At 34.5% G+C, this 19,895-nt stretch carries 22 protein-coding genes and 2 pseudogenes; 6 read left to right on the top strand and 18 right to left on the bottom strand.

Annotated elements, in window-relative coordinates:
- Nucleotides 1-199: hypothetical protein (locus C7437_RS17090; RefSeq protein WP_211310038.1), on the top strand; the 199-nt coding region annotated here is incomplete at its 5' end.
- A gap of 294 nt (nt 200-493) precedes the next feature.
- On the opposite strand, the gene C7437_RS15400 is transcribed toward C7437_RS17090, so the two are convergent.
- The 12 genes from C7437_RS15400 to C7437_RS15335 form a co-directional block, all read right to left on the bottom strand.
- The gene (locus tag C7437_RS15400) at nt 494-724 is read right to left on the bottom strand and encodes a hypothetical protein (protein WP_111440899.1); all 231 of its coding nucleotides are present in this window, start codon (nt 722-724) and stop codon (nt 494-496) included.
- A gap of 495 nt (nt 725-1,219) precedes the next feature.
- The gene (locus C7437_RS15395) at nt 1,220-1,498 is read right to left on the bottom strand and encodes a hypothetical protein (RefSeq protein ID WP_111440898.1); all 279 of its coding nucleotides are present in this window, start codon (nt 1,496-1,498) and stop codon (nt 1,220-1,222) included.
- Between the two features lie 168 nt (nt 1,499-1,666).
- Nucleotides 1,667-1,858: a helix-turn-helix transcriptional regulator gene (locus C7437_RS15390; protein ID WP_111440897.1), complete on the bottom strand. Its 192-nt coding sequence runs from the start codon at nt 1,856-1,858 to the stop codon at nt 1,667-1,669.
- Complete coding sequence (locus C7437_RS15385) at nt 1,859-2,164, bottom strand: DUF2178 domain-containing protein (protein ID WP_111440896.1); 306 nt, start codon at nt 2,162-2,164, stop codon at nt 1,859-1,861. It abuts the gene before it with no gap.
- A gap of 614 nt (nt 2,165-2,778) precedes the next feature.
- Nucleotides 2,779-3,180, bottom strand: a complete 402-nt coding sequence (locus C7437_RS15375) for a hypothetical protein (RefSeq protein ID WP_111440894.1) — start codon at nt 3,178-3,180, stop codon at nt 2,779-2,781.
- 314 nt (nt 3,181-3,494) lie between these two features.
- Nucleotides 3,495-3,911: an Rrf2 family transcriptional regulator gene (locus C7437_RS15370; protein WP_170122391.1), complete on the bottom strand. Its 417-nt coding sequence runs from the start codon at nt 3,909-3,911 to the stop codon at nt 3,495-3,497.
- A 49-nt stretch (nt 3,912-3,960) separates the two neighbouring features.
- A complete protein-coding gene (locus C7437_RS15365; protein WP_111440892.1) occupies nt 3,961-4,593 on the bottom strand; it encodes an NAD(P)-dependent oxidoreductase in 633 nt (210 codons plus the stop codon).
- Nucleotides 4,594-4,879: 286 nt separating this feature from the next.
- Entirely contained in the window at nt 4,880-5,314 is a 435-nt protein-coding gene (locus C7437_RS15360) for a diguanylate cyclase (RefSeq protein ID WP_111440891.1), read from the bottom strand.
- Between the two features lie 150 nt (nt 5,315-5,464).
- Nucleotides 5,465-6,241, bottom strand: a complete 777-nt coding sequence (locus C7437_RS15355) for a hypothetical protein (RefSeq protein ID WP_111440890.1) — start codon at nt 6,239-6,241, stop codon at nt 5,465-5,467.
- Between the two features lie 293 nt (nt 6,242-6,534).
- Nucleotides 6,535-6,756, bottom strand: a complete 222-nt coding sequence (locus tag C7437_RS15350) for a hypothetical protein (protein WP_111440889.1) — start codon at nt 6,754-6,756, stop codon at nt 6,535-6,537.
- A gap of 1,139 nt (nt 6,757-7,895) precedes the next feature.
- Nucleotides 7,896-8,432: a DUF3967 domain-containing protein gene (locus C7437_RS15340; RefSeq protein ID WP_111440887.1), complete on the bottom strand. Its 537-nt coding sequence runs from the start codon at nt 8,430-8,432 to the stop codon at nt 7,896-7,898.
- A gap of 449 nt (nt 8,433-8,881) precedes the next feature.
- The gene (locus C7437_RS15335; protein WP_111440886.1) at nt 8,882-9,424 is read right to left on the bottom strand and encodes an NADPH-dependent FMN reductase; all 543 of its coding nucleotides are present in this window, start codon (nt 9,422-9,424) and stop codon (nt 8,882-8,884) included.
- A 133-nt stretch (nt 9,425-9,557) separates the two neighbouring features.
- Between C7437_RS15335 and C7437_RS15330 the strand changes: the two genes are divergently transcribed.
- Nucleotides 9,558-9,944, top strand: coding sequence for a winged helix-turn-helix transcriptional regulator (locus tag C7437_RS15330; protein ID WP_211310037.1), 387 nt, complete (start codon nt 9,558-9,560; stop codon nt 9,942-9,944).
- Nucleotides 9,945-10,238: 294 nt separating this feature from the next.
- Here C7437_RS15330 and C7437_RS15325 read toward each other — a convergent pair whose 3' ends face one another.
- Together C7437_RS15325 and C7437_RS15320 are read right to left on the bottom strand one after the other, a co-directional pair.
- The gene (locus tag C7437_RS15325; protein ID WP_111440885.1) at nt 10,239-11,411 is read right to left on the bottom strand and encodes an MFS transporter; all 1,173 of its coding nucleotides are present in this window, start codon (nt 11,409-11,411) and stop codon (nt 10,239-10,241) included.
- Nucleotides 11,412-11,454: 43 nt separating this feature from the next.
- Complete coding sequence (locus C7437_RS15320) at nt 11,455-12,294, bottom strand: pirin family protein (protein ID WP_111440884.1); 840 nt, start codon at nt 12,292-12,294, stop codon at nt 11,455-11,457.
- A gap of 239 nt (nt 12,295-12,533) precedes the next feature.
- Here C7437_RS15320 and C7437_RS15315 point away from each other — a divergent pair, with 239 nt between their 5' ends.
- The gene (locus C7437_RS15315; RefSeq protein ID WP_111440883.1) at nt 12,534-12,896 is read left to right on the top strand and encodes a winged helix-turn-helix transcriptional regulator; all 363 of its coding nucleotides are present in this window, start codon (nt 12,534-12,536) and stop codon (nt 12,894-12,896) included.
- Nucleotides 12,897-13,027: 131 nt separating this feature from the next.
- A pseudogene (locus C7437_RS15310) lies at nt 13,028-13,324 on the top strand (FAD-dependent oxidoreductase); the annotation flags it as partial.
- A 617-nt stretch (nt 13,325-13,941) separates the two neighbouring features.
- Here the strand turns inward: C7437_RS15310 and C7437_RS15300 are convergent.
- The 4 genes from C7437_RS15300 to C7437_RS15285 all read right to left on the bottom strand — a co-directional run bounded on the left by C7437_RS15300 (nt 13,942) and on the right by C7437_RS15285 (nt 18,451).
- Nucleotides 13,942-15,111: an AAA family ATPase gene (locus C7437_RS15300; protein ID WP_111440881.1), complete on the bottom strand. Its 1,170-nt coding sequence runs from the start codon at nt 15,109-15,111 to the stop codon at nt 13,942-13,944.
- Nucleotides 15,112-15,130: 19 nt separating this feature from the next.
- Nucleotides 15,131-15,931: a hypothetical protein gene (locus C7437_RS15295; protein WP_111440880.1), complete on the bottom strand. Its 801-nt coding sequence runs from the start codon at nt 15,929-15,931 to the stop codon at nt 15,131-15,133.
- Between the two features lie 88 nt (nt 15,932-16,019).
- Entirely contained in the window at nt 16,020-16,964 is a 945-nt protein-coding gene (locus tag C7437_RS15290; RefSeq protein WP_111440879.1) for a BsuBI/PstI family type II restriction endonuclease, read from the bottom strand.
- Nucleotides 16,964-18,451, bottom strand: a complete 1,488-nt coding sequence (locus C7437_RS15285; RefSeq protein WP_111440878.1) for an Eco57I restriction-modification methylase domain-containing protein — start codon at nt 18,449-18,451, stop codon at nt 16,964-16,966. The genes C7437_RS15290 and C7437_RS15285 overlap by 1 nt, the downstream gene beginning before the upstream one ends.
- Before the next feature lie 398 nt (nt 18,452-18,849).
- On the opposite strand from C7437_RS15285, the gene C7437_RS15280 reads away from it, so the two are divergent.
- Both C7437_RS15280 and C7437_RS15275 read left to right on the top strand, forming a co-directional pair.
- Entirely contained in the window at nt 18,850-19,035 is a 186-nt protein-coding gene (locus C7437_RS15280) for a hypothetical protein (RefSeq protein ID WP_111440877.1), read from the top strand.
- A 203-nt stretch (nt 19,036-19,238) separates the two neighbouring features.
- Nucleotides 19,239-19,858: pseudogene (locus C7437_RS15275) on the top strand (transposase).
- The last annotated feature ends 37 nt before the right edge of the window (nt 19,859-19,895 follow it).

Below are 19,895 nucleotides of genomic sequence, written 5' to 3'. Positions count from 1 at the left end.
TCGATATAACCCTTCAATTTCTAGAAACATGAAACTGCCTGACCTTTACCGAAATTGTGTGACCACATTTCATTTGAGCCAGGAACGTTTCGCACTAACTAAAGCACCCGTTAGTTTAATAATTTTTATCCAAAATTCCTATCCAAAAACAGAAGTAGATAACTACCTGCACAAAGATAAATTGCAATTTGAGTTATGACATAAATTGAAAGTTCAGGTAAAGATAACTTTCTTTCCCTCTTAATTTTCTTAAAATGTTTAAAATAATAGAATGAACATAGGAGTAGTATTATTGCCGATACTTGAAATAAGTTTTCCAATATATTAACCAAAAAATCGTCTCCCTACATTAATAATATAATCTTTTTCATTTATTTCTTTTGTTCCTACTTTAATAAAAAAAGCACTTCTTCTTGAAGTAAAGCACACGTTACTTTAAGAAGAAAGCGACATTTACACCACATTCGCAACCGATTATTGTAAAGGTTGGTACTTACTTTTTAGGCATAGTATATGTAACAGAAAAACCATTGCTTTCTTCAATTTTCGTAAATATTTCATCAAGAATTTCTAATGCTCTTTCATTTGATTCGTACTTACCTAAAATTTTACTCCAGTGATCCATAGTAGCACTACCAATTACTCCTTCTATTTTCTTTCCATCTACTGTAATTTCTTTTGCATTTATCAAACTTTTATCATCTTGTGTTGCAATCCATAACATAAATAATCATCCTTTTCTCGTTTATTTTTATCATTTGTTAATACAACAATCTGGTCCAATTATTAAATATAAGTTAAACAATACTCTTCCATTAACCTGCGTTTTAGTTGAATAAGAATAAGGCTTTCCATAACAGCCTTGTACCGCTAAAGCACCCGTTAGTTTAAGTAGATTGTAAATTAATCTTTCGAACAACACCTAGAATTATAACCAGTCTTTTACATATGCAACTAATCCTAAAATCGCACCTATTACCGACCCTGCAAAAACATAATAACGTGTTTTTATTTCCTTAATACTCCATTTTTCACTATTATCATTCATAATATAATCCCTCCTACTTAATGAATTTATAATATATACGTTTTTAATTGGAAAAAGATTCAAATACCTGTATTTATTGACAGAAACCAAACCTCATAATCAATTGATTTCATGTTCAACTAACCTGCTTTACTCCTTCTTGAAGTAAAGCACCCGTTAGTTGAATAAGATTTATGGTTCGCTAATTCCCATTGCTAATAATAATAGAAAAGCTACAGCCAAAACAAATACATTTCCTATTAAGCCGACAATTAAAAGAATAAGTTGTCTAGACATTTTCCAAGAGAACATAGCAAATAAAATACCAATAATTGATAATATGCCAAAAATGTTGATAATAAAATAAATATCAGTGTTTGGTCCTCTTCGTACATAGAAAACAATGATACTTATTATCACAGGTAATATTGATGTAATACCTAAAATGTTTCCTACTTTTCTCTTATCCAAAACTTTAGATCCTCCTCACTTATTTTTTCTTTTCTCTTATTACTCTTATTACAATAGACGTTTATTTTCATAAATAGTAACAGTTTTATTGAACTAAACTGCACCTTTAGTTGAAGAAGAAAAAGGCTTTACTCCCTCTTGAAGTAAAGCACCCGATTGTTGTTTTTTTCATTTATCGATAAACAGCTCATCTACTGTGGTGTCCAATACAGAGGCTATATTAAAAGCTAACTGTAGAGTAGGGTCATATTTATCATTTTCAATTGCATTTATCGTTTGTCTGGATACTTTACAAATTTTAGCCAGTTCTTCTTGGGATAATTTAGCTGATTTTCTTAACTTTTTAATCTGATTTTTCATTTAACCACCGTTTTTTTTTCTAAAAAATAGTAATGAACTTAAATATACAATGGAAGTCGTTATGAGAAAGATAACTGGATTTATACCCTCATACGAACCATTTTTCCAAATATTTATATATATTTTTTTAAAAATTTCAATTAACGCGTATCCGATTACTATTGCAAAGGTGAAGGACTGGGCTTTCATTTTGATAAGGTTTTTTCTTTCGTCACCCAATTGTGGTAAAGATACAAGAGTACTGATAATCAAAATAGCACTAATCCCTAAGATAATAAAAAGAACAGTTAAAACAATCCAGTCCATAATTTATTTCCTCCTCATAAATGTAAAAAGTGTTTGACATTTATTATTGTATCACTGACCATTAAAATGTCAAAAACTTTTTACATATTGTCATAAATAAAAGAATCTTTTTTTGAAAAGGATTCTTCCCTTATTCTATGCCACAAATTGCCCGATTGTTGAACACAAGTTAAACAATACTATTCAACTAACCTGCGACGTTAGTGAAATAGCGACTGTTCTATTGAAGAATCGCACCCGTTAATTTAATAAGTCTTGTTATTTCTATTTTTTTTACCACTATCAATAAAAAGGAATAGAAGATGAAAAAGAGTAATTATGAATGTCATCTGTATCGCCTTTGTAAAACTCATACCTACAAAATAGTAACTACTAAGAAATACTCCAATAATAAAAATCATCACTCTTAGAATAAAATTAACTATCTTAAACCCTCCCAACACCTTAAAATTCTTCCTCAATTGTTCTAAGTTCTTCTCCAAGTAAATGCTGCGTTAGTTCAATAAGGAAATAATAACATTTATTGGAATGGAATCCCAATCAATAATGATAACTCTTAGTTTAAGAAGTTCAACAAAAAAAGCGTTAATCCTTTTGGATAAACGCCCCGTTAGTTACTCTATTTCATCAGAATGGACAACTTTTATATTAAATGCTTCCCAATTAAGATTGTGTTTACTTATCATCTCTTGATATATATTATTTATTTCTTCTTGTGTTTTATCAGTAATTACTTCGCTATCTGGTACGATTACATAAATCCTAATATCATTCATTGAATAAATCATTCCCGCAATTTGATATTTGTAACCTACTTTACTTAATTCTTCCCCTACCAAGGAAAAGAATCCTCCCTCTTTAATAAGAGAATCATTGAATTCAACTAATTCCTTTTGTTCCTCCTCATTTAAAATATGAGTTTCTCCATCCGCTTTAGATTCCTGTAAATACAAAAACGAAAAAGCTAACAAAAGGATGAGAATGCCTACGATATAAATAACAAATTTTTTCTTCATACAAACACCTCTTGATTAAGGGTATGTCTGTTTAAATGGGCAAATAACCAACACTTCTTGTTGAACTAACCTGCTTCTTTAGTTGAATAAGAATAAGGCTTTCAATAACAGCCTTGTACCGCTAGTCGAGTAGAAGGGAACCTCTAATTTATTCCATTAAATGACCCAATTATTGAACACAAGTTAAACAACTCACTTAAACTAATCTGCTTCGTTAGGTTCAATAAGAAAAAATGCTTTACCCCTTCTTGAAGTAAAGCACCTGTTAGTGCAACAAGCAATGTTCTTTTTTTAAAACACATAAAAACTATTTATTAATTATTTACTACTTTTTTCATAATATCATGTAGTGTTTTTTTCTTTAAATTTTCCTCTAGTTCAAACTGTAAAAATCGAAATTCATTTTCAATTACTTTAACAATCGAATGTCCGTAAGTGCATTGAGGGTTTACTTTCTGATGGACAATAAATAGGTCATTAGAAGGGTCAACAGCTTTTAATATCTCATATAATGTAATGTTTTCTGGTTTCTTAGCTAACATAAGCCCTTTTTTTATTGATACTGATTTTAATAAACCTGCTTTTTTTAATGCACTTGACATACGACGAACTACAACAGCATTTGTCCCTATACTTTCTGAAACTATTTCTGAATTTATACTATCTTTCTCTGGCACACATTCTACAAAAGCTAATATGTGTATGCCAATTGCTAATCTGGTATTAATCACTTTTTCCTTCCTCCATACTATTTTCACTATTTATTGTCAAGAATGATGTCTATTCTTTTTCTCCAATAACCGTAAGCGCTGCGCAAAGATGTTTTTCATTCACAGCTTCGTCAACAATCGCCACGGCTAAATCTGCATAACTTATATAACTTTCACCTACTGAATTAAAAATTAAGTGATCTTTACCTATTTCATAATTTCCTGTTCTCTTTCCTTCTGGATCAAAAAATGCTGCAGGGGATACGTAAGTCCAAGTAATAGTAGATTCTTTTAAATCTAAATAACTTTGGTATTGATTTTTTGAAGAAGGAATTAAAAATCCCGGGAAATCAGGAGTATCAAAGAGATGTGTTGAATTTGTATCGTCGATAAAAAGTCTTCCGGCACCACCAATGACAATTAAGCGCGTCGTAACATCTTTAAAAATATCAGTTAAATGTTTCCCCATCACTCGATATTGTTCAGCTTCCGTTAACGGTGCTGCAAAAGTGCTTATAATTACATCAAATGGTTTAATATCATCTTTTGTTAACTCTAATATACTTTTTTCAATCACATTTAATGATTCTGAAATTTTTGTAGCATCTCGTACAATCGCAGTAACTTCTAATCCTCTTGCAGTGGCTTCTTCTACAATTTTTTTCCCAGCTTTACCAGAAGCACCTATAATACCAATTTTCATAATAATTCTCCTTTGAACAATATCAAATTCCTTATTTACTGTAACAATAATAGTTACAGTAAATACTATTATAGTTTCAGTAATTGATATTAGCAAACATTTATTATTTACTGTTCATTTAAAGACATTTAGATAAAAAACTGCTTAAAGTAAAAGGCTGTTTTTATTTTAAAAATAGCATTGAAAAATGAAAATTAAAAGATTCTTCATAAACGAGAAGTAATCCTTCTTCCGCTAACCTGCTTCGTTAGTTCAAGAAGAACCTGAATAATAAATAGATGATAATCTATGCCATGTTTTCGAGTATCCTATAATCTTTAGTTTTCTCCACTTGAATATCATTTTTGTCACAAAACGTCAGTAAATCTTCGAAAATAGTCGTTGGTGTAAATAATGCAATTCTGATTGGAAAACCTTTTTCTAACTTAATAACTGCTAATTTTGTTTTCCAACCAGCACGTTTAAAAATAATTCTCTTAATGTTAGACTTCTTTGTTTTCTTTTCATAAATATTTATATTGAAAAGAAAAATTTTATAGATTAATTTGTCTTCTTCAATCGTGAATAAATACTTAGTACAAAGGGATAAAGCCGCCTTTATCAATACGATTAGTCCAAAAACTCGAATCCAAATATTTTCCCACCCTGATGTTAAAACCATAATCATTAAAACTACTCCCGCTAACAAAAAGTCTTGTTGATGTTTTGCTTTATAATCCATATTCATCCTCCTTCAAATTAAAAACTGCATTTTTTTTATTGAACTAACAGCCAGTTCAATAAGAAAAAGTCTTTCCTATGGCAATTCCATAATCTTTTGCTAAAGCTATCCTTTAGTTTAAGTACATCCATTCACAACTCTTAAAACCCATTAATGCATGCTGTCATACGGCGGCTGTATATTACCTTGGTTACTAATAGCAGTCATACTTTGTCTATCAACTTTATATGAGAATGTCCATGTACCCGTTTCACTGCCGCTTTCCCAATATTCCGTAAAGGTAACGATATATACTTCATCTCCAATTTCTTTTGCACTCGTTTCTCTAGTAATATGATAACCTTCAATTGTACCTTCCCATTGCCCAATAGACTTAGGGAAATCATCTATTACCGATCCTTCACCAGAAGTTGCAAAATGAACAGCATCTTCTATAGTAAATGGAGGCATAGGTGGAGAGGTTAACTGCAAATAGCTCCAACTTACTAAAAGTATAGCTATTGGTATGATTAAAAACAGTTTTACGCTCTTTCCCTTTATTCTCCTTTTAGATAACCATTTGTCAAAAACTCCATATACGATTGCAGCGAACATTCCATATAAGGCTGCTGTTCCATCTTGAAATAATAGTCCGTTAGCTAATCCAAATAATCCTAGAATTAATACATATAGCCAATCATATTGCTTAAACCATCTTTTTTGCAAAGACTCTATTACGATAGATACTAAATTCCCATAGATTAAAATAATCCCGCCAATGTACATGGCATAAACAAAGAACCAAATGATGAATTGGTTCCCTAGATTGTATTCAAATTCAAATCCACCATTCAAATAGTAAAAAACGAACAGTAGTGAAAATAATGTTGTGGTAACAAAAGTTGTAGTTAACTTTCTTAAAAGAAGACTTTCCGTTCCAGTTCCCATATGAATTTCCCCCCTATCTTTAAGTCATTCATCACTTCACGGATATCACAATTTGATATTGTCCTATGTACTTATTGAAACTAAAAATGCCTTATTTATTAATTCAACAAAAAAAGGTGCTTCTCCGTCCTCTAGGATCGCACCAGTTACTTCAATAAGGAATGTATATGATATCCATTACACTCTGAAAATGGGTTGATACGATTAGGAGTTCATAATAAAAGACCTCAACGAGAGGTCTTTTTATAAACACATTTAATTTTCATTGCCTAAAAATGATTCACGAACAATCATTAGACTGTTTTTTTATATTTTTCGCTTTGTAAAGCAAAGAAAATCCAAATTATCATAATAAAAGTTACGTACCCTGTGCTTTTTTCAATAGGTCTTCCAATTATCCATCCAACTATGTCTGCACTAAAAAATGCTAAAAACGTAAGAGTAACCATAAGAAGAATAGAATGAATAAACAATTTAGGAAATCTAATCATCGATATTTCTGGAAAGTTAAACATTAATAAAACCTCCTAACAATAGAGTCAACACGTATAATATATGTCCTTACTCATACTATACAATAATTTGTATCATAATATTCAATTAATACATTTTTTATCAATTACAACAATCTTCGTAAACAGCCTAAACTAATGCTACCCGTTAGTTTAAGTACAATTTTTCACAAATTTCGTTGAATATCTACTATATTTTATTTACCAAACTTTTCCTTCGTTTTTATAAAAGACTAAAAAAATATTCACTATACTTAATAATAGAACAACAAAAAAACATATAGAAGGTAATTGGGTCTCCGCCAGATGGAACTTCATCCGCTATATATCCCGAAATAATCATATTTACCCCCGATACGATACAAGAAACAAATGCCAACATACTGACCGTATATCTACTTACAACAGACTTTTTCAATAATATTAAAATTAATGTAACTAACAAACTAAAAATAAAAACACCCATTGAAAATTTTAGATAATAAAAAACATCTACTAACATAAAATCAGCCCATTTTTAGATTTGGCGTTTACACATATTACCAAGTTACGCAATAATAACCTTACTCACTATTTTCATAATTCCTCAAATAGTTCTTAAACTAAACTGCGATGTTAGTGAAATAGCGACTGTTCTATTGAAGAATCGCACCCGTTAATTTAATAAGTCTTGTTATTTCTATTTTTTTTACCACTATCAATAAATAGGAATAGAAGATGAAAAAGTGTAATTATAAATGTCATCTGTATCGCCTTTGTAAAACTCATACCTACAAAATAGTAACTACTAAGGAATACTCCAATAATAAAAATCATCACTCTTAGAATAAATTTAACTATCTTAAACCCTCCCAACACCTTAAAATTCTTCCTCAATTGATCTAAGTTCTTCTTCAAGTAAACCTGCCCCGTTAGTTGAACAAGAAATTTCAATTCACATCGAAATCACATACATTTTTTATACATACTTAGTTTCCATAACACCGGTTCGTGGAAGTACTATTTTCTCTAAAAAAGCGTTAATTCAACATTTCCCTCTGTAAAACGACAAATACGATATACAGCATTTTATACATCCTGAATAGAACGCCATTTTACCCTCTATCAAAACACCTAATAATGTATAAAAACATGTATAAAAATTACTTCCAAAACTCCCACCACTTCTTTTTTAGTTCTTCTTCAGAAGCGATTGCAAGTTGTTTTTTTGTTTCCATCGTTTCTTTCAACGCCAGCATCAACTTCTGATCCCGTTCTTCTAATTTATTGCTTATATATTCCTGTTGCTGTTGTAATTGTTTTAAAAGCTCCTGATTAAACTTTTCTTGGTTTTCTTTAAAGGATGTAAATCCCTCTAATAAGTCGTTAAAACGCGCAACATATCGAGAATCCTCTGTGTCACCCTTCGTTATATCGGTTCCGTTTTTCCACGCCACGACTGACTTTGCTGCTTGTTCTAGCGTCATATCACTACCATTTTTAAGCTCGATAAATTTCTTTAAAACAATACTATCCGCATCGAAAAATGCACGATGTCCGTTTTCATTTTTCAAAAATTCGTAGCCGTTTTTTTCTAAGATTAAACAATATTTTCTTAAGGTACTTTCCTGTATCTTTAAAGTTATAGCTACATCACTGGAGCTATAAACCGCTTGTATTTGTTGCGTTTTATCCGACATAGCACACACCTCTTTCTTGTTATAACATTCGACATTACAACCCTTTATCCTTTTTCAACTAAAAAAATGGCATGTTGATCAGATTGATCAACATGCCATTTCAATTTTTATGTAACTAGTGGTCCTTATTGAACTTGTCGCACGCACCCGTTAGTGGAATAAGATTATTTGTCATCATTTATAAAACAACCTGCTACTGAAATCAATATACATAAGATAAAATTCCAATGCCTATTTTTGTTCCACTAAAAAAACTATTCCATTTGAACTAAATGCCAAATTAGCTTCGGGATAAAGTTTGATATAAGTCATATCTTTCTTCTTTATATTAAGACAAACAAAAAGCACTGGTTTTAAAACAATGATTAAAACCGAGTGCATTCTATTTTCTCTATTTAATTGTTTTTTGTATAAAGTTTGATAATTCTTGTTCAACTATCGCTCGTTCTTTAAGAAAATTGCTTCATCCATTGTTTGAAGTTAGAAACAACATTATCTAAAAAGGCAACTGTTCCTTCATCTGTAATATTGTCTTCTTCGTCCATTTTCGTATGAACCGCACCGACATATACTTCGTTTCCAATAAGTACCGGGGATTGTAAACCTCCTGCAAATAAAATGTCACGCAAATGAGCTTGAGCTTTTACAGTTCCTAACATACCGATTGAAGCACCCATAATCCATGATGGTTTTCCAATCATTACTTTATCTACTCTTGATAACCAGTCAATCGAATTTACTAATACACCAGGAATTGTTGCATTATATTCAGGTGTTACCCAAAGAACTGCATCTGCATCTTTTACCTTTAATTTAAAATCAACTACAGCTTGAGGTGCATTTTCTTCAATATCTTGATTGTAAAGTGGTAAAACACTTAAATCTAAAATTTCTAAATCGAATTTTTCAGCATAGCGTTTTTGAACGAATTTTGCTAATTTATTATTATATGATTCTTTACGAACACTACCTACGATTGCTACTACTTTCATTTTGTTGCACATCCTTTAATAAATTTAATGAAATTACTTCACAAATCAATTATGATATATATATACATAAAATATAAGTAGGCACATTAATGTTCCTTAGTATAAAAAAGGTACTTAAAAGGAAGTGAAGAATTTGAATGACAATATTAAACCACAACAATGTAAGGTAGTAAATGCTCTTGATACACTTCTTGGTAAATGGAAGCCCATTATTCTGCAACATTTACTTGCAGAGGGAACACTTCGATTTAATGAGTTAAGAAAACGAATGCCTAACATTACGCAAAGAATGTTGACACTTCATCTACGTGAGCTGGAGGAGCAAGATTTAATCAACCGTGTTGTGTACCCACAAGTCCCACCGAAAGTAGAATATTCGCTTACTGAATACGGCAAAACAATTGAACCCCTTATGGAAGCTTTACACCAATGGGGGAAAAGTCATCTACAACATATTGAAAATGTGAAAAAATCTGACTTAACTAAAGATGAAGGAAATAAGGAAGCTAGCATTCATTAAAATGTTAGCTTCCTCTTCTTTTAACTTATTTATAATGGTCTTAATATGCTTCTTCCACTAAACTTCTGCATTAGTTTAAATGTAACATTTCACAATTGATCGCCATTCGTAAAGGCTGTTCTTTTATTACATAATCCTTTTCTAATAATTGTTTTTTAATCAACTGACCATCTATAAACACATGCTGTGTTATTTTCTTGTAGTAGAGTGTAGTAGAAAAAACCTGATTTTTCGTAAAACACTAAATTTGTGTCCCATAAGGTTGGCTTATAATATTCAATGATTGCGATTAATTTATTCCAATTGTTGTTTTCTTTTTATGGTAGTGGCGACAGTCTGCACGACCATCATCGCTACATTAATTACAATCAGCCCCGCTATTGCAGCTGAGAAGCTATCCGTCGCATCGTGAATCCAGCCAAGAATAAGGGGGCCGGTTGCCCCAATTACATAGCCTACTGATTGAGTCATGGCAGACCAAGCAGCCGCTTCCTGAGGATTTTCGGTAGCGTCCAAAGGTAGTAGTATATTGAGAGAAAACAATCCGCCGGCGCCTAAACCAATAAAGAACGTGGCAACCAACGGTGCAATGGAGCTCGCAAGCATCACAAGCCCGACCAGTTGCAACAGCGCTGAAACCGATAGCCAAAGGCGACGGGAAGGGAATTTGCGAAGCAAGATCGGCAGAACAAGGCTTACCGGAATCTGAACAACGACGAAAATCGTAAGCGCGCTTGCAGCGTAGGACTTACTATAGCCCATCCCTTGAATAATATCTGGCAACCAAGCTGTGAATGAATAGAATAGCATGGCCATCAAGCCGAACGTCAGTGTAAGAAGCCACGCTTTCTTATTTGTCCATGGCATTCTCGTCTTCGTGCCTGTGGAAGCGAGATTATCTTGCGGTCTAATATGCCGCATAACGAACAACCACCATAACAGCACTGCGACGAATGCAAGTACCCCCCATATCCCAAGAGCGCTCTGCCAAGAGTTCATACTATTCTGCATCGGCACGATCAAGCTCGAGCTTAGTGCTGCCCCCAGAGTAAGTGCAACCGTGTATATCGAAATCATCGAAGGCACATGCTTAGGAAAGTGGCGCTTAATAAATCCGGGAAGAAGCGGTCCTGCAAATGCAATCCCAATACCCGCTATAAAAGCAGTAATTAACAAAAATGAGGTTGAATCCGTGAAGAACCTAAGAATAGTACCGACTCCGATGACAAGCAGCGACCATCCCAATACCCGCTCAATACCCCATTTTCCGCTGAACTTTACGGCTACAGGAGCGAAAAGTCCCATGCAAAGAACAGGAATAGAGGTCAGTAAACTCGCTACGGAGGCGTTCATTCCTAAGCTGGTTCTAATCGTTTCGAGCAATGGTGCGATTGAGTTAATTGACGGACGCAAGTTCAATGATGCAATAAATAAAGCTATTATCATTAGAATATATTTTTTTTTCATGAAAATTTCATATCTCCTTTAGGTTGTTATTATAAATTTCAATTTAAAATTTACCATCTCTATAATCGCGATAAGCCTGTATAATCTCTTGCTCAGTGTTCATGACGAAGGGGCCTCTTGCAACGACAGGCTCGCGAATCGGCTCTCCGGCATACAACATAACACGCATGCCGCTACGTGCTTCGATCTTTATTTCGCTCCGCTCGGCAGTTCCCGCAGATCCCATCCATAATACTTGTCCTTGCTTCCCTACGGTACTATCGGACCCAAAGGAGCCTTCGCCTTCCAAAATATACAGAAACCCGTTGTAGGACCCTGGAATTTCATACTTGAAGGCTGCGCCTGGCTCCATATTGATCTCAGCCATCGTAACAGGAGCAATATTTAATGTATCTGAGGCCTTATCGCCGAGTGACCCGGAAAATAGACGGATTTCAGCCCCTTTTTCATGAATGACAGGCATATCGCTCTTCCGCAAGTCCTGGTATCTGGAGGGTGACATCTTCTGTCCCGAGGGAATGTTCACCCACAATTGAAGAAGGTTTACTGTCTCGCCCTTTGCCGCGTCCTCGAGGTGTTCAACGCCTCTGCCCGCAGTCATCCATTGCGCGTCGCCGGCATGAAGCACACCTGTTCCATGCTTGCTGTCATAATGGTTAAGGTTGCCGTCAATCAAAAAAGTGACCGTCTCCATTCCGCGATGAGGATGGATGCCAAAAACTCCGCTGCGCATATGGTCATGTGCCATGAGCAGAAACGGATCATGCTCTTCCCAATGACCGGGTTCAACTACCCACGCCATCGTATGAATGTCGCTATTTCGTTGGAACTGAGTGGTGCGGACACTTTTTATGCCTCGACTAAATACATCTAGATTGGTCATCATAATCTTCCTTCCGTAAATTATTTATTAACTAACTAATATAGGTGTTAGGTGGTGTGGATTCATTATGTAACGAATCGAATGATTTAGGAAGTAGGCACAATAATAATACCGTGTATCTTCAAAGTAACCTTGCGGATTAACAAAGCTTCTGGATGCCCTTTACGCATCGAGTCGAATCGTATTAAAATTGAAATTACGATACAATAGGATAGTCAACAGGCTGGAGGAGCAAAAAAATGGATGAAATACCGGATAATTGTAAAGTCGCGACAACGTTGGATATGATTGTGGGCAAGTGGAAAATCGCCATAATGCTCCATTTGCTTCATAACGGGACGATGAGGTTTAATGAATTACGAAAAGTAATGCCCAGCGTTACTCAAAAAGTGCTCACCTCCCACTTGCGAGAGTTGGAGGAGGAGGGAATAATCAAGCGGGTAACTTACCCTCAGGTTCCTCCAAAGGTTGAATATTCAATGACCAAATACGGGGAGTCGCTCCAAATGATTCTTGATTTGATGCATGACTGGGGAGTGTCTCATTTGGCACAAAAGCAACGGCAGCAATCGCGACAACTGTTCGAGAATGACAATGGTTAACAGTCGAGTAGGCCCAGGGGATTTCACCCTGAGACTCTCACATAACCGAACGTGAAAGTCTCCCTTCTAGCTTTTCCCCCACTTCACACCGTACAGGCGAGTTTCCCAGCATACGGGGTTCCAACTAAGCATTGAAAGATGGATCTAGTATTGAAGCAAATACATTCGTTTGGACAGGCGGAGTTGCTGCTCTTCCTATCGTTGGTGAATCAGGTCTTGAAGTGGACCGTGGTAAAGCGACGGTTAATGAGTACCTTCAATCTACATCTCATCTTGACGTATTCGTTGTAGGTGATAGCTCTGTTGTCCTTCCTGCGGGTGGCGGTCGTCCATTGTACGCACCGACTGCACAAGTGGCTTGGCAAATGAGTGAACTTACTGGATATAACTTATATGCAGCATTAACAGGTAAAACACTTGAAGAATTTAACAGGGCATAGCATCGACTATCGAAACCCAACACATATGAAAGTAGGCTTATTATTTTTGAATCCTTATTGCACTAAACTGCCGATTAAGCAACAGGAACGTTCAATGATAAACGCTGATGTAACAAAACTCGTCCTTTTCTGAACACACCTGATTATTCTTGGAAAAAGACGTTTTTTTATGGAAATGATGTTACAAAACTCTGTTCATTATTCTATGTTCATTAACTTGAACGATTCTTTCTTATATAACAATTGATATAGGATTTAAATGGAAATGAGGAATTGCTATGATAATTGAATATCCGCGTGTATCTATAGATTTACAAAATAAATAAAGTCAGCGTAGGGACATTCATTGCGGATTTAGTTTTACAGATTTTAACTTGGATGGCAAAAGAGAAGCGCGGTCGAACTCGTAAACGACAGCGCGTGAAGGAATTGATGTAACTTTATAAAACGGCACAATTTAACTTAACTGTTTCAGTTCATATTCAGGTCCTTTACCGAAGGTATATTGTTTACCAACCGGTTGTTCAAGACGATCATTTCCCCATTTCTATACCAATGAATAAGGACATGCACAGCATGTCCTTATTCATTGTAAATCTTAATATCTAGTTATGAGTTAAATAAAAAGCAGACCTTAGTCGGAATTTAATCGTTCTTAAATTATTCTCATTTTTTATATCCACTTTTTTGATAATGCTTTCAACTTTTTCTGTAGTTTTTTCTTCTTTGGATTCGTTAAAATACCAATCAATTACCTTATTAGCATATTCATTCTTTTCTACTTCCGATAATTCCATCATTAAATAGATGCCATTGAATCTAGATCTTAATTCCGGCGAAATATGAGACATAAATTCACTTTTCTTGAGATTAGAAGTAAATATTATAAGGTAACCACTTAAATCAAATATCTCTCCCATAGCATCATCGAACTTACCTTCCTCTAACAGCTGCAAAAAAAAGTTATGGACGTTTTTATTAGCCTTTTCAAATTCATCAATAATTAAAACACCTGAATTGCTATTTTTGAGTTTCTTTATAAGATCACTTTCTTCTCCACTATCTTTAAAGCCTGGAGGACTTCCTATTAGGCTCGCTAAGGAGCTTTCACTAGAATAATTTCCGAAATTTATTTTAGCTATAGGGCTATCTTCATCTAAAAAATTATGAATTATGCGAGCTATTTCAGTTTTTCCTAATCCCGAAGGACCTAACAAGAAAAAAGAAAGAATAGGCTGATCTTTAATTTTTTTATAAAAATAAAGGAACTCTGATATTTTTTTCGTTAAATCGATTTTTAATGTTTCGTGACCAACTAGATCATCTTCAATCCGTTTAAATAGAGCCTTTATTTCAGTTTCATTTAAATCAACAATTCTTCTTTTGACTAGATTGCTGTTGTTTTCCTTACTCATGACCGGTCCTTCTTCAGACTCTATTTCTAGTGGCAAATTGCCAGAAAAAAAGTAAGGAAATTCAATTAGCAATTCTTGTTCGTATTTCTCATCGACTATAAACCTTATTTCGTCAAATCCGTCTAAATTCTCCAACATGCTCTCCAATGGATACTTAAAAGAATACTCATTATTAATCAGTAACTTTATGGCACTTGTCAAATCAATATCTATACCATTATAAGAGTCATCAAATGAGTTCTCCACTCCCCTTTTTTCAACTTGTGCGAGAGTAAAGACTTTCACTCCTTCTTTTTCCCTATGAGAAATATATTGTATTAATTGTGCCTTTTTATATGTATATACTTCAATTCTAGACAAAAACACACCCCACAGAGAACTATAAATTTATCTTTTGGATTACTGCTAAAACATCCAAATAATGATACTCATTTTCTTCCATCTGACTAGCTTCACTCTCAGAACTTGGAGAGGATTCAATGATAATGTCTTCTTCAACTTCTGCTATATTTTCTTCCTGATTCGCCATTGTTAAATACCGAAAAGTACTTTTAAAGTTATCCAAGTTCCGCACTCCTCGGTATACGCCAACCACTGTTGTAGTGCCATTTAATATGTCATCAATAGTGTAATTGTTTTCGAACTCATTCTCTAATTTGGAAGGAATTTTTATTAAAACGTTTCTATTATTTTCACTAGAAGTTAACAAGTACGAATAATCTTCTGAGATTGTCTTAAGCAATTCACCAATTGAAATATCTTCGTGTATAAATTTATCCAACAATCCTTGTTTTACAAGCTTCATTTGTCTCATTTCTTCTTCATTTCCAATCGTCAATTTAACGTCTTGAATAACGAGTTGGCCTTCGCTGCTATTACTTAAATCAGTCTGATGGTTAGCAACTTCGTCCATAATACTTTTTAAGAAGATAGCATTGGTATATTTCACTTCTATAATTTTTTTTGTATTGCTTGATTTATTATATTCATATTCTCCATCAGCAAAGGCAGAATAGATTAATTTTAAGGTTGCTTGTATTTTCGCGCCAATCTTCACCCGATTACTTTTACCAGTATCTTCTTCTAAAGAAGTAACTTCTTTATTATCTAAAAGCATTGCTATTTCAAATACTTTTTCAAAGTTGATGTAGTAAATTGAAAAATGATTTATCTTTTCCATTTCATTCTCCTTAAAATGCAAAGGAATGCGATCTCATAACACTCCTACTACAATAATCTGTTTTTGCTTTTGGCATTTATGTATAAAATCAATATGGTCCTAAGAAACGTACTCCATTGAAATGAATTAAATGGGAAGGTGCATCAGCAACCCATACTTCTGTTTCCCAGGCTATTTCATTTAAGTACCTTGCCATGAGAGAACGGTTAGGAAATGCGGTTACGTATACAATGCCCACTTTTGAATTCTTGAATAGCGTTTCCAGTTCACCATGCCGTTTTCCATCGACTGGACCATGACTCGTTACAGATTCAATTAAAATCAGCCACTTTTTTTCAGGATAATAAATAACAACATCAGGCATTTTCCCATGTGAATTTACTTCCACACCTAATTCTTTTAGAAGTGGCTCATCAAAATACCCCATTTTTTCACCTGTATCGCCAGCATAAATCAGAGCTCCTCCCGGAACAAAGCGTGGACCAAACTCTTCAATAATCGATTTGATCAATTCACTATGCTCACCTGGAGTAATAAGAATTTCTTTCCCCGGAGCTATCTGTACAGGAACCTTATTTTGAATCCTCTCTTTTGCATATTTTTCTACTAATGTCTTTCGTCCTTTAAGATACTCTGTAAGTGCTAGTTCCCATTCGACTGTCCCATACTTCTTAATTAGCTCTAATGTTTCTTCTTCGATTTGATAGACTGCTTTCGGACTGTTTACAGGTCGCTCGGGTTTGTCTGGATTGTACTTTGCAATTCCTGCTTCTACGAATTGGTGCATAGAAAAACGTCTAAACGTTTCTCGTGAATTCGGAGCATACTCTTTGTTATACTGACTTCTACTAAATTCCATCATAGGCGTAATTCCAATAAGTCTTTTTTCGGCTTGATGCCACATTTTGTCCGGTCCTAAATTCAACAAAGCTAACAAGCAAAGTGCTGACCTTTCATTATGTTGAGCTTTTGGAATTCCTAATTCTTTTAGAATGTCGATTGCTTGGCTTATATTCGAATGACTTGTCTCCACTACAGTATCCCCTCTACCTTTTCATCAATTTGTTCTTGTGTTGCCATATGGTTTAAAGACAAGTACCAAGTGCCAAGTGCTGTTAGAACTTCAAGTGAAGGAAACAACATCGTTCTTAGATCCGTTGCATTTACTTGGGTATGTCCATTAAAAAGTCGGAAATATTTATCGACTAAAGTTGAGCTTAAATAAACATTTAAACCGAAGGCCACTTCTTCCTTTAAACCATTCTTTTGTTGATGCAAGACGTTTAGACCATTATCAAAGCCAAGTACAGGTGAATTAAACATATCAGGTATAACAACGCCAGAAATCACCCTTTTGCGTTCTTCCTTAGCAGAAAACCTTCTGACAATCGTATAAAAACCTGAGGGATAAAACATTTTCTCGGTTTGATCGTTTCTCATAATGGCATTGGGCTTTTTGGAATCTGCTTTTATCCATCTCACACCAGTGGGTTCAATGTGTGTCGGATAGAGTAAAGGCACACTTCCGTCTTCTGGCAGCATACGCAAGTTTTCTTTTGTTCTAAACCCTACGACAGGACCCGTAGATACACTGATGCCTAAATCTTTTAAGCTGAATGCGACTGAAGGAAATAAATCTAAAATACCTGCTTCATGAGAAGTCGGGATATGAAAGAATTTTTCTGTATCATTTTCTTGAACAATTTTTTCGAAAGAATAGAGATCTTCATGATAATCAACAAAACTATCATCTGTTGAGGTAGAAACTTTCACCTTCTCTCGAGTTGCACCACGCTCTAGCATGATAATCACATTCTCTTGAAGAACCTCATCATCTTTAAATGCCTTATTTCGAGATTCAAATAAGTGTAAATGCGTTATAGCTGTTTCTTCTAAAATTAATTCCCTAAATGGCTTGTAGTATGGACCGTTACAAAAACTACGTGGAATAATGGCTACTACTTGTCCTCCAGGAGCTAACAGTTTTATTGCTAATGCTAAAAAGGCGGAATAAAGATTAACCGTTTCAATTCCCTGGCTTCTAAGTAACTTTCTATGAATAGAATTACTTCTTATTTTCTTATAAGGAGGATTTAAAATGGCATGAGTAAATCCCTTTTCAGCTTGATTGAATAGGGTTAATTGCTGTTCTAACACTTCAACTGCCCATAGAATGAAATCTTCAGAAACTCTATTTAGATTAATTTCTAATTGAGATTCAAATGATGCTAAAGTATCTGGAATCCGACTGCCTAAGATATCGTCAACCTCTACTGCTGTACAATTGACGCTAGATACCTCTTCCTGAGCAAGTCTTTCTATCAAAGTTGCAGTCAATGTTCCAATACCTGCACCAGCATCTAGTATTTTTAGGGTTTCGTTTTGTTTCTTATCAAATAAGCTAGCCATAAATCTTGCTACCGAAACAGGGGTTAGGTATTGGCTATACTCCGATTTATTAACAAGTAAGTTACTCATTTCTATTCGCTCTTTATCAAGAATTTCGATTGTAGTTTGCATGACTTCACCTTTTTTCTTCTATAAGTTTCTTCTATGTATTATAGCACCGTGCACAAGGTTCAATGCACTTAATGGATATACTAGTCATTCGTTTGAATAATCTCACATTGTCTATGCCTATATTCTAGAACGACGAATTGTAATATTAAGTCGAATTAAAAGAAGCCCATAACGACCTCGTGCGTGAGTGTTCGCTTGAGATTGACTGCGAATATCGCTGTGGCCCCTTGAATTATTTCCATGCCAAATAGACCCGTGGTTGAGATCGTATCATACCCGTGTCTATGTTTCAATTCACTATTTTTCACTAAACACAGCATTTATTAATTGGGTGGTTAAAATTGTGAGGTGCTAATAAATTCGACATCCTGTATACTTAAAAAACAGGAGTGATACAGATGGAAAACCAAGTTATGGCCATGCTAACACAAATGAATGAACGTATGAAACAAGGATTTTCTGAAGTTAATGAAAGACTTGATGTAATTGATGAAAGACTTAATCAAGTAGAATTACGTCTTGGAAAAATTGATGAAAACTTGATGGAATCGGCGGGCAATTTGAAGAAACCACAATACAACTAATAGCTTCAGATGATACTGGAAAATCAGAAATGAAGTTTCTAACACACAAAGTGATTCAGCTTGAAAAAGAAGTATTTATTATCGGCAATAAGCAGTAAATAAAGTGAATTGGGACTGACCCCATAGGCTGAGACAAATTAAAACACCTTTACGTTGAAATTTGGGTATATACTACCTAAATCCAACTTGGGGGTGTTTTTTCTATGGTTACAAGAGTCAGTTATCCGGTTAAAGTGAAAGAAGAAGCAATACGATTGAGAATGGCAGGTGTTCCTGTAGCTGAAGTAATGGAGCGTCTCGGCATAAAAAATAATTCACAATTACGAGTTTGAAGGAAATGGTATCGCAATGGTGAAATATATCGTTTTCAACAACCCGTTGGAAAACAATATACCTTTGGTAAAGGGCCAGAACACGTCGATGAATTGGAGAAGCTTAAGGAGGAGAATCACTATTTAAAACAGCACAGACAAGATGTCAATCTAGTCTTAGATACCTTAAATCAGCTTCCACCTTCACTGAATGCTTGTACCATTCATAGTGACCAGGGGTCTGTATATACGTCTTATGCGTATCAAGCTGCAATAAAAGAAAAAGTTACCATGAGTATGTCCCGAAAGGGAACGCCGGCTGATAATACCCCGATTGAATCCTTCCACTCATCATTAAAGTCGGAAAGGTTCTTTCATCACAATCTTACACGGACTATAACGGCAATCGTAGAAAATACCGTGAATGACTACATTTATTATTATAACAATATCTGGATTCAACAAAATTAAACTATTGGTCACCGGTCGAATACCGGCAACTGACTGTTTAAATAATAGGTGTGTTGACCCCGTCCCATTTCTGGTGGA

Origin of the sequence: Psychrobacillus insolitus (assembly GCF_003254155.1) — a bacterium.
Lineage (GTDB): Bacteria > Bacillota > Bacilli > Bacillales_A > Planococcaceae > Psychrobacillus > Psychrobacillus insolitus.
This window is presented reverse-complemented; position numbering and strand designations above follow the sequence as displayed.